This window comes from Burkholderia singularis, assembly GCF_900176645.1.
Taxonomy (GTDB): Bacteria; Pseudomonadota; Gammaproteobacteria; order Burkholderiales; family Burkholderiaceae; genus Burkholderia; species Burkholderia singularis.
The window spans coordinates 22541-32962 of record NZ_FXAN01000085.1 but is presented as its reverse complement, the minus strand read 5'-3'; the positions used below and the strand labels follow the sequence as shown (position 1 = coordinate 32962).

The 10422-nt window shown below is 67.1% G+C and carries 9 protein-coding genes; 4 read left to right on the top strand and 5 right to left on the bottom strand.

Annotated features, from left to right (window positions below; genetic code table 11):
* Positions 1 to 1077: aldose epimerase family protein (locus tag BSIN_RS19045; protein ID WP_256583882.1), on the top strand; the 1077-nt coding region annotated here is incomplete at its 5' end.
* Between the two features lie 22 nt (positions 1078 to 1099).
* Here BSIN_RS19045 and gabP read toward each other — a convergent pair.
* Positions 1100 to 2497: a GABA permease gene (gene gabP / locus BSIN_RS19040; protein ID WP_089341605.1), complete on the bottom strand. Its 1398-nt coding sequence runs from the start codon at positions 2495 to 2497 to the stop codon at positions 1100 to 1102.
* Positions 2498 to 2820: 323 nt separating this feature from the next.
* Here gabP and BSIN_RS19030 point away from each other — a divergent pair, with 323 nt between their 5' ends.
* Both BSIN_RS19030 and ettA read left to right on the top strand, forming a co-directional pair.
* Entirely contained in the window at positions 2821 to 3150 is a 330-nt protein-coding gene (locus BSIN_RS19030) for a DUF3761 domain-containing protein (protein ID WP_059520650.1), read from the top strand.
* Positions 3151 to 3492: 342 nt separating this feature from the next.
* A complete protein-coding gene (gene ettA / locus BSIN_RS19025; protein WP_059520648.1) occupies positions 3493 to 5160 on the top strand; it encodes an energy-dependent translational throttle protein EttA in 1668 nt (555 codons plus the stop codon).
* A gap of 275 nt (positions 5161 to 5435) precedes the next feature.
* On the opposite strand, the gene BSIN_RS19015 is transcribed toward ettA, so the two are convergent.
* The 4 genes from BSIN_RS19015 to BSIN_RS19000 form a co-directional block, all read right to left on the bottom strand.
* The gene (locus BSIN_RS19015) at positions 5436 to 6059 is read right to left on the bottom strand and encodes an HAD-IA family hydrolase (RefSeq protein ID WP_089341602.1); all 624 of its coding nucleotides are present in this window, start codon (positions 6057 to 6059) and stop codon (positions 5436 to 5438) included.
* The gene (locus tag BSIN_RS19010) at positions 6056 to 6613 is read right to left on the bottom strand and encodes an isochorismatase family protein (protein WP_089341601.1); all 558 of its coding nucleotides are present in this window, start codon (positions 6611 to 6613) and stop codon (positions 6056 to 6058) included. Before BSIN_RS19010 ends, BSIN_RS19015 begins: the two co-directional genes overlap by 4 nt.
* 92 nt (positions 6614 to 6705) lie before the next feature.
* Positions 6706 to 8520, bottom strand: coding sequence for an aminopeptidase P family protein (locus BSIN_RS19005; protein ID WP_059520691.1), 1815 nt, complete (start codon positions 8518 to 8520; stop codon positions 6706 to 6708).
* Positions 8521 to 8542: 22 nt separating this feature from the next.
* The gene (locus tag BSIN_RS19000) at positions 8543 to 8797 is read right to left on the bottom strand and encodes a hypothetical protein (protein ID WP_089341600.1); all 255 of its coding nucleotides are present in this window, start codon (positions 8795 to 8797) and stop codon (positions 8543 to 8545) included.
* 264 nt (positions 8798 to 9061) lie between these two features.
* Here BSIN_RS19000 and hemA point away from each other — a divergent pair, with 264 nt between their 5' ends.
* The gene (hemA, locus tag BSIN_RS18995) at positions 9062 to 10360 is read left to right on the top strand and encodes a glutamyl-tRNA reductase (protein WP_089341599.1); all 1299 of its coding nucleotides are present in this window, start codon (positions 9062 to 9064) and stop codon (positions 10358 to 10360) included.
* Positions 10361 to 10422 lie beyond the last annotated feature (62 nt).

Below are 10422 nucleotides of genomic sequence, written 5' to 3'. Positions count from 1 at the left end.
GGCCCCCTCCGCCCGACGCTCAGCGCCGCCCGCCTCTCGTGCGAGCCGTGGGGCACGCTGCCGGGCGGCGACCCGGTGCAGCGCTTCACGCTGCGCAACGCGCGCGGCACGAAGATCGCCATCAGCGATCTCGGCGCGACGATCGTATCGTGGCTCGCGCCCGACCGCGCGGGACGTCTGGCCGAAGTCGTGCTCGCGCACGATACGCCCGCCGATTACCTCGCGTCGCCCGCCTACCTGGGCGCGACCATCGGCCGCTGGGCGAACCGGATCGCGGGCGGGCGCTTCACGCTCGGCGGCATCGATTACACGCTCGATCGCAACGAGCGCGACAACCTGCTGCACGGCGGCGCAAGCGGCTTTCATCGAGCGCTCTGGAACGCGCGCGACGAAAACGGCGCGCTCGTGCTGCGGCTCGATTCCCCGGAAGGCGACGCGGGTTTTCCGGGCAACGTGAGCGTGCAGGTGCGCTACTCGCTCGACGAAGACGATACGCTGACGATCGAATACGAAGGCATCACCGACGCGCCCACGCCGCTCAACCTGACCAACCACGCGTACTTCAACCTGACCGGCCAGCCTGCGGCCGACGTGCGCGGCCATATGCTGACGATCGACGCCGACGCGTTCCTCGAAGTCGACGACGCGTTGATCCCGCTGCGCGAAGCCGACGTGAGCGGCACCGCGTTCGACTTCCGGCACGGCGCGCCGCTCGGCGCCCGGCTCGACTGGCCGCACGCGCAACTCGCGCGCGCGGGCGGTTTCGATCACTGCTACGTGCTGCGCGACGGCGACGCGCGCCGGTTGCGGCGCGTCGCACGCGTCTACGATCCGGGCAGCGGCCGGGAGCTGAGCGTCTCGACCGATCAGCGCGGGCTGCAATGCTATACGGGCAATCATCTGGAAGGGCTGCGCGTGCGAAACGGCGCGCGATGCGTGCGGCACGCGGCGCTGTGCCTCGAGGCCGGCGCGTTTCCGAATCAGATCAACATGCGCAATCGATGTGACGAAGTCGTGCTGATGCCCGGCGCGACATACCGGCAAGTCACGCAGTATCGGATCAGCCCGGCGGCCTGACGGGCGCGCCGCCGCGCGCCGATCAGCGCACGCGCACCGGTGCCCGCCGCGCGGGTGCTGCACCGCCGCCCGCGCGCCGGCCGAGCCGCGACGCGGCAACCACGATCGCCGCCAGCACCGCGGTCGCCGTCACCTCCATCCGGTGGTCCTCACGCAGCAGCATCGTCACGAGCACACCGCAGATGAACAAGATCACCGCCCACGTCAGCCACGGAAAGCACCACATCCGCAGCGGCGGACGAACGCCGTTCGCATCGAGCACCGCACGCATCCGCAATTGCGACACCGCGATCACCAGATAAACGAGCAGCGCGATCGCGCCTGACGTCGCGAGCAGAAAGCTGAACACCTGCTCGGGCATCGCGTAGTTCGCAATCACCGTCAGAAAGCCGAATGCGGTCGACGCGAGCACGGCCGCGCGCGGCGTGCCCGTCGTATCGGTGCGGCTCAGCGACGCGGGCGCGTCGCCGCGCGTGGACAGCGAAAAGATCATCCGCGACGCGGTATAGAGCGCCGAATTCAGGCAACTTGCCACCGACACCAGCACGATCACGTCGATGATCCCCTTCGCGTGCGGCACGCCGATCAGCTCCATCGCGCGCTGATACGAGCCGTGCGCGGGCAACAGTGGGTCGTTCCACGGCACGAGCGCCGCGACGACGAAAATCGAGCCCAGATAAAAGAGCGAGATCCGCCAGATCACCGAGTTCGTCGCACGGACGATCTGGCGCTCGGGGTGCTCGGATTCGGCCGCGGCGATCGTGACGATCTCCGTGCCGAGGAACGAGAACATCGTCGTCAGCATCGCGGCGAGCACCGTGCCGATTCCGTTCGGCATGAAGCCGCCCGCGTTGAAGAGCCGCGCCGCGCCGGACACGTTCGAGCCCGGCAGCACGCCGACGATCGCCGCGCCGCCGATCACGAGGAACACGACGATCGCCACCACCTTGATGAGCGCGAACCAGAATTCGAATTCGCCGTAGTGCTTGACCGAAAACAGATTGGTCAGCGTGAGCACCGACGTGATGCCGAGCGCGAACACCCACGTCGCGACGCCGGGGAACCACGCATTGAGGATCGTCGCGGCGGCCGTCGCCTCGATCGGAATCACCAGCACCCAGAACCACCAGTAGAGCCAGCCGATCGTGAAGCCCGCCCAATGGCCGATCGCGCGGTCTGCGTAGGTCGAGAACGAGCCGCTGTCGGGCTGCGCGACCGCCATTTCGCCAAGCATGCGCATCACGAGCACGACGAGCAGCCCCGCGATCGCATACGCGATCAGCGCAGCGGGCCCGGCCTCCGCGATCGCATGGCCGGAGCCGACGAACAGCCCCGCGCCGATCACGCCCGCGATCGACAACATCGTCACGTGGCGCTGCTTCAAGCCGGTGCCGAGGCCCGTGCCGCTATTTGCTTTCATGTCTCCTCCAAAAACGGATGCTTTGGGCGCCGATACCGGCACGCCTATGCGTTCGGCTGCCTATCGGGGTAGCGCGGTGCAGTTTACGCAGCCAGTGGTCCGATCAATTAGAGCCAATCGAGTTTTTTTAATAGAGCCATTTCGGCAGCCGCCGCGCCCGTGCGTTGGCCGGCGGCACCGGTCCGCGCCAAGGCGAACGTCCGAAATCGGCACGCCGGCGCGCCCGCGCGGCAGCGCCGGTTATGATCCGCTGCGGCCGGCGCGCCGCGCCAGCCTGGATACAACCAACCAAGCATTCGACTCATCATCGAACGAGAGAGACCATGTCCAATCGACCATCCGTCACCCGCGCGTGGCGCGCCGTCGCGCCGCACGTGCTCGCGCTCAGCTTCGTCGCGGCGACATTGCCGCTTGGCGCACCCGGCGCGCATGCGTATTCGTCGTCAACCTCCCGCCATGCCGACGAAAGCGAACTCGACAATCACCGCAGCTACCGCAATCGCGACGGCGACACCATCCACGCGCCCGCGCATTCGAAATCGAACCGTATCCCCGAAGGGGCAACGGCCCGCTGCCGGGACGGCGCGTACAGTTTCAGCCGCCACCGACGCGGCACATGCTCGGGGCACGGCGGCGTCGACGCGTGGCTTTGATGCCGCGGCAGCTAGCGCCAGCGCGGCCTGCCTGAGTTCGTCGTCAGTCATTGCGCCAGCCGATCCGCGCGCCGATTGCGTCGCGATATGCGAATGCGAAACACGCTAACGCGCGCCACCGCGCTTTTCAAGTTCCCCGCCGCGCGTCGCAACCGCCTCGCGCCGCCCCGCTTGCGCCGCCGGCCGACGCAGTACAATGACGGTTCGCGCCGCTTTCGCGCGGCAAGCCGCCCGCCATCGCCGCGCCGGCCTGCGACCAGACCAGCCGAATCGCGCGCCACGTCACCGCGCCCCGCGTGCCGGACCTACGCGGCGCCCATTTTGACTCTCTCACTGACACACATGGCCCAATACGTTTTCACGATGAACCGGGTCGGCAAAATCGTGCCGCCCAAGCGCCAGATCCTGAAAGACATTTCGCTGTCGTTCTTCCCCGGCGCGAAGATCGGCGTGCTCGGGCTGAACGGCTCGGGCAAATCGACGCTGATCCGCATCATGGCGGGCGTCGACAAGGACATCGAAGGCGAAGCAACGCCGATGCCGAACCTGAACATCGGCTATCTGCCGCAGGAGCCGCAACTCGATGCGCAGAAAACGGTGCGCGAAGCCGTCGAGGAAGGTCTCGGCGATATTTTCCAGGCGCAAAAGAAGCTCGATGAAATCTACGCCGCCTATGCGGAGCCGGACGCCGATTTCGACGCGCTCGCCGCCGAGCAGGCGAAGTACGAGGCCATCCTTGCCGCGAGCGACGGCGGCAGCCCCGAGCAGCAGCTCGAAGTCGCGGCCGACGCGCTGCGCCTGCCGCCATGGGATGCGAAGATCGAGCATCTGTCGGGCGGCGAGAAACGCCGCGTCGCGCTATGCAAGCTGCTGCTCGAAAAGCCCGACATGCTGCTGCTCGACGAGCCGACCAACCACCTCGACGCCGAATCGGTCGACTGGCTCGAACAGTTCCTCGTGCGCTTCCCCGGCACGGTCGTCGCGGTCACGCACGATCGCTACTTCCTCGACAACGCAGCCGAGTGGATTCTCGAACTCGACCGCGGCCACGGCATTCCGTGGAAAGGCAACTACAGCAGCTGGCTCGACCAGAAGGAAGCGCGCCTGAAACAGGAGGAGGCCGCCGAATCCGCACGCCAGAAGGCGATCAAGAAGGAACTGGAGTGGGTGCGCCAGAACCCGAAGGGCCGCCAGGCGAAGTCGAAGGCGCGTATCGCGCGCTTCGAGGAACTGAGCAGCCAGGAATACCAGAAGCGCAACGAGACGCAGGAAATCTTCATTCCGGTCGGCGAGCGCCTCGGCAATGAAGTGATCGAGTTCAAGAACGTCAGCAAGTCTTATGGCGAGCGCCTGCTGATCGACAATCTGAGCTTCAAGATTCCGGCCGGCGCGATCGTCGGCATCATCGGCCCGAACGGCGCCGGCAAATCGACGCTGTTCCGGATGATCACCGGCAACGAGCAGCCGGATTCGGGCGAGATCGTGATGGGCCCGACCGTGAAGCTCGCTTACGTCGATCAGAGCCGCGACGCGCTCGACGGCTCGAAAACCGTGTTCGACGAAATCTCGGGCGGCGCGGACGTGCTGACGGTCGGCAAGTACGAAACGCCGTCGCGCGCGTACATCGGCCGCTTCAATTTCAAGGGCGGCGATCAGCAGAAAATCGTCGGCAACCTGTCGGGCGGCGAACGCGGCCGGCTGCATCTGGCGAAAACGCTGATCGCGGGCGGCAACGTGCTGCTGCTCGACGAACCGTCGAACGACCTCGACGTCGAGACGCTGCGCGCGCTCGAAGACGCGCTGCTCGAATTCGCCGGCTCGGTGATGGTGATCTCGCACGACCGCTGGTTCCTCGACCGGATCGCCACGCACATCCTCGCGTTCGAAGGAGACTCGCAGGTTGTCTTCTTCGACGGCAACTACCAGGAATACGAAGCGGATAAACGCGCGCGTCTGGGCGAAGAAGCGGCGAAGCCGAAACGGATCCGCTACAAGCCGATCAGCCGGTAAAACGGCGTCCGCACGCGGCGCCCGAGGTCCGGCGCTCGGCGTGGAACGTCGAACCTTCGGCGCTCCGCGTTCGATGTTCAGCGCTCGCGCGGCTGCGCCGCCGATCGGCGCAGTCGGCCGCCGGGCTCGCCAAGGCCGTCGCGCGCAGCGCGGGCCACGCCGGCGGCATACGCGTTATCTGCGACATATCGCGGCGCAAAGCATGCGATGGGCGGCACAAAAAAAGCGGGCAACCGGAATTGCCCGCTTTTTTCATGGCCATCGCCGCCGCGCCGTCAATCGAACACGCCCAACTCGCGCAGCCGCGCCTCGGTCGCCTTCGCGCTCGTATGGTGGATGCCATGCCAGCCGAGCGCCGTCGCGGCCGCAGCGTTCTTTGCGTTGTCGTCGATGAACACGATTTCATCCGCGGCGATGCCGGGCAAATGCGGCTCGATCCGCGCGTGCATTTCCCGATAGATCGCCGGATCGGGCTTCACGAGCTTCACCCGCCCCGACACGACGATCTCCTTGAAGCGGCGCAATACCGCAAAACGCTCCCATGCATATGGAAACGTCTGCGCCGACCAGTTGGTGAGCCCGAACAGCGGCACGCGATGCGCGTCGAGCTGCTCGACGAGCGCCGCGCCGCCGTCGAGCACCCCGCCGATCATTTCGTGCCAGCGTGCGTAGAACGCGCGGATCATCGCCTCGTGCTCGGGAAACTGCGCGATGCGCTCGGCCGTGCCTTCGTCGATCGTCTGCCCGCCGTCCTGCTTGATCACCCAATCCATCGGGCAAACGTGCGTGAGAAACCAGCGGCGCTCGGCGTCGTCGGGAATCAGCTTGCGGTACAGATACTCCGGATTCCAATCGATCAACACGCCGCCGAAATCGAATACCACTGCCCTGACGCTCATGCGAACTCCATCGCGAGCACGTCGTCGAGCGGACGCGGCACGACGCCGTTGCCCGAGTACGTGCAGTTTTTCCAGGTGAGATTGTGATGCGTGATAATTTGCGCGGCGCTCAGATGCGGCCAGTCGCACGTCGTGTGCAGATCGGCGACGACCGTGGTCCGATAGCCGATCAGTGCGGCCCGGCGGGCGGTCGCATCGACGCAGAACTGTGTCGCGTAGCCGCACAGGATCACGTGCGAGATGCCATGGCGATCGAGCCCGGCCGCCAGCGGCGTGTCCTGGAATGCGTCGCTCACGCGCTTGCGGATCGACCAGTCGGCGGGCGCGCGCACGAGATCCGCATGCAGTTCCCAGCCCGGCGTGCCGGGCGCGATGTCGTCGCCGTCATCCGGCTCGCCGTCATGCTGAACGAAACACACCGGCGCATGCGCCGCGCGCGCGGCGGCCGTCAGCCGGTTGATGCCGGCGACGATTTCGCCAAGCGCGTGCGCCGGCCGCGCCCCTTGCAGCAAACCGCGCTGCATGTCGATCACCAGGACTGCCGCGCCCTTCATCTATTGCTCTCGCCGTTGAACCCGCCGTTATGGAAAAGCGCGGCCCCGGCATGCGCCGGCAAGCCCAGCGCCGCCACGCCGCGCGCCGCCGCTCAGATCGGCTGCGTGCGCGCGTCGAGCCAGGCCTTCGCATCGCCCGACACATGCGGCGCGATCCGCTCGCGCACCGTTGCGTGATACGCGTTGAGCCACGCGCGCTCGTCGTCCGTCATCAACGCCGGCAGCACGCAGCGCGTGTCGATCGGGCACAGCGTCAGCGTCTCGAATTCGAGAAAATCGCCGAATTCGGTTTGCCCGGCCGCGCGGTTGACGACCAGATTCTCGATGCGCACGCCCCACTGGCCGGGCCGGTACACGCCCGGCTCGATCGACGTGATCATCCCCTCTTCCATCGCCGTGTAGGGCTCCGCGCTCGCATAATGCGAAATCACCTGCGGCCCTTCGTGGACGTTCAGGAAATAGCCGACGCCATGCCCGGTGCCGTGCCCGTAATCGAGCCCGGCCGCCCACATCGGCGCGCGCGCGATCGCGTCGAGCATCGGCGAGCGGATGCCGCGCGGAAAGCGCGCGCGCGACAGCGCCATCATCGCCTTCAACACGATCGTGAAATCGCGCCGATGAGCGTCGCCGATCGCGCCGACGGGCACGACCCGCGTGACGTCGGTCGTGCCGCTCAGATACTGGCCGCCCGAATCGATCAGCAACAGGCCGTCGCCGTTGATTGTCGCGTGCGCGCCGCGCGTGGCCCGATAATGCGGCATCGCGCCGTTGCCGTTGAAGCCCGCGATCGTCGCGAAGCTCGGCGACACGTAGCCGGGCCGCCGCGCGCGCGCGGCCGTCAGCCGCTCGTCGATCGTCAGCTCGGTAATCGTCTCGCGGCCGAGCGCGCCTTCGAACCACGCGAAGAATTCCGCAAGCGCCGCGCCGTCCTGCACCATCGTCGCGCGCACGTGTTCGATTTCGGCCGGCGTCTTGCGCGATTTCGCGAACGTCGACGGATTCACCGCCTCGATCACCCGCACTTCGCTCGGCACAGCCTGCAACAGACCATGCGTGACGCGGCGCGGATCGATCAGGAGCGCCGAGCCGGCCGGCAGCGCCGCGAGCGCGGCGGCCGCGGCGGCATACGGCTGCACGTCGACGCCGTCTTGCGCGAGCGACGCCGCAAGCTCCGCGGACACCTTGCCGTCGGCGACGAAGAGCGTCGCGCGCTCGAGGCCGACGAGCGCATGCGCGACGAACACCGGGTTGTAGTTGACATCGGTGCCGCGCAGATTGAAGAGCCAAGCGAGATCGTCGAGCGCCGACACGAAATGCCACTGCGCGCGCTGCTCGTGCATCGCGCGGCGCACCTGCGCGAGCTTGCCCGCACGCGACGCATCCGCGTGCGGCGCGGCGTGCTCGAAAACCGCCGCGACAGGCAGCGACGGACGCCGCGGCCAGATCGTGTCGATCAGATCGACGTCGGCGCGCAGCGCGATGCCGCGCGGCGTCAGCGCCGCGTCGAGCGCGCGCGCGGCCGCCACGCCGAGCACGGCCCCGTCGACACCGACCGTGCCGCCCGCTTCGACATGCGTCGCGAGCCATTCGACATACGGCTGGGTCTGCTGACCGCCCGTCATTTTCATCAACTGCACGCCGCTGCCCGCGAGCTGCGCATCGGCCTGCACCCAATAACGGCTATCGACCCACAGGCCAGCGAAATCGGCGGTCACGACGAGCGTGCCGACCGAGCCGGTGAAGCCGGACAGCCATTGGCGCGCCTGCCAGCGCTCGGGCAGATATTCGGACAGATGGGGATCGGCGGACGGCACCAGATAGGCGGCCAGATTCTCGCGCGCCATCGCGTCGCGCAATGCGGCAAGGCGCGCCGGCACGGTCGACGAGTTGGGGACTCGGGCATTCATGATTTTTTTCACCTGCAAACATTCAGCGGCGGGCCGACAAGCCCACCGTCAAAGTAACGGCAACGAACGCGACGACGGCGCAAACGGGCCATTCGAGCGTCCCGCCGTCATAAAAGAATCCGGCGACATTGCCCACCATGCGCGCGGCGGCCGCACCGAGCACGCCGGCCGCGACGGCCGCCCACAGCGGCGCACAGCTCAGGCGGCGCAGCGGATGCAACGCCCAGCCAAGCAAGCCGACGGCGCAACCCAGCACCACGACTCCAAACCAGTTCATCCAATGCCTCTTTTTTGCGACCGGGATCGTTCCGTCGGCACTGAACAATGTTTCCGTTTCGCGACTGACATTTTCGCACTGTTTTGGGGCTGCTTCTCACCCTATCAAAAAAAGCGCGTCATGACGTCGCAACGGCCCCAAGTTGCGGCACGCACCGCCCGGCCCTGCGTGCGCCGCGCCGCCTAATACCGCTGGCGCGGCACGCGCCGACGATCGCTCGTCGTCAAAACGCTATAATATGGGCCTAAACGATAGCCCCTTGCCATGCAGCTCCTCACGATCGGAATCAACCACCACACTGCGCCTGTCGCCCTGCGCGAACGCGTGGCGTTTCCGCTCGAGCAGCTCAAGCCGGCGCTCGCGACGTTCAAGAGCGTCTTTCCGAGCCGTCAGGCACCGCATGGGCCGGAGGCCGCGATCCTGTCGACCTGCAATCGCACCGAGCTGTACTGCGCAACCGACGAGCGCACGGCGCGCGACGCCGCGATCCGCTGGCTGTCCGACTATCACCGCATTGCCGCCGACGAACTCGCGCCGCACGTCTACGCGCTGCCGCAATCCGAAGCGGTGCGTCACGCCTTTCGCGTCGCGTCGGGGCTCGATTCGATGGTGCTCGGCGAAACGCAGATCCTTGGCCAGATGAAGGACGCCGTGCGCACCGCGTCCGAAGCCGGCGCGCTCGGCACCTATCTGAACCAGCTCTTTCAGCGCACGTTCGCCGTCGCGAAGGAAGTGCGCGGCACGACCGAGATCGGCGCGCAATCGGTTTCGATGGCCGCCGCCGCGGTGCGGCTCGCGCAGCGGATCTTCGAAAAAGTGTCGAATCAGCGCGTGCTGTTCATCGGCGCGGGCGAAATGATCGAGCTGTGCGCGACCCACTTCGCCGCGCAGAGCCCGCGCGAACTCGTCGTCGCGAACCGCACGGCGCAGCGCGGCGCGAAGCTCGCCGAGCGCTTCAGCGGCCGCTCGATACCGCTGGCCGAGCTGCCCGCGCGGATGCACGAATTCGACATCATCGTGTCGTGCACCGCATCGACGCTGCCGATCATCGGCCTGGGCGCCGTCGAGCGCGCGGTGAAGGCGCGCCGCCACCGGCCGATCTTCATGGTCGACCTCGCGGTGCCGCGCGACATCGAGCCGGAAGTCGGCAAGCTGAAGGACGTGTTCCTCTATACGGTCGACGATCTCGGCGCGATCGTCCGCGAAGGCAATGCGTCGCGGCAAGCGGCCGTCGCGCAGGCCGAGGCGATCATCGAGACCCGCGTGCAAAACTTCATGCAATGGCTCGACGCGCGCAGCATCGTGCCCGTGATTCGTCACATGCACACCCAGGCCGACGCGTTGCGCCGCGCCGAAGTCGAAAAAGCGCAAAAGATGCTCGCGCGCGGCGACGATCCGGCCGCCGTGCTCGATGCGCTGTCGCAGGCGCTGACCAACAAGCTGATTCACGGCCCGACGAGCGCGCTCAATCGCGCGAACGGCGCCGAGCGCGATTCGCTGATCGACCTGATGCGCGGCTTCTACCAGCACGCGCCGCGTTCGACGGATACGTCGGGCCGTTAGCGGCGCCGAACCCGTCGCGCTTTCTTCCCTTTTTCGAATTCCTCTCCGGGAGCCCCGCTCCG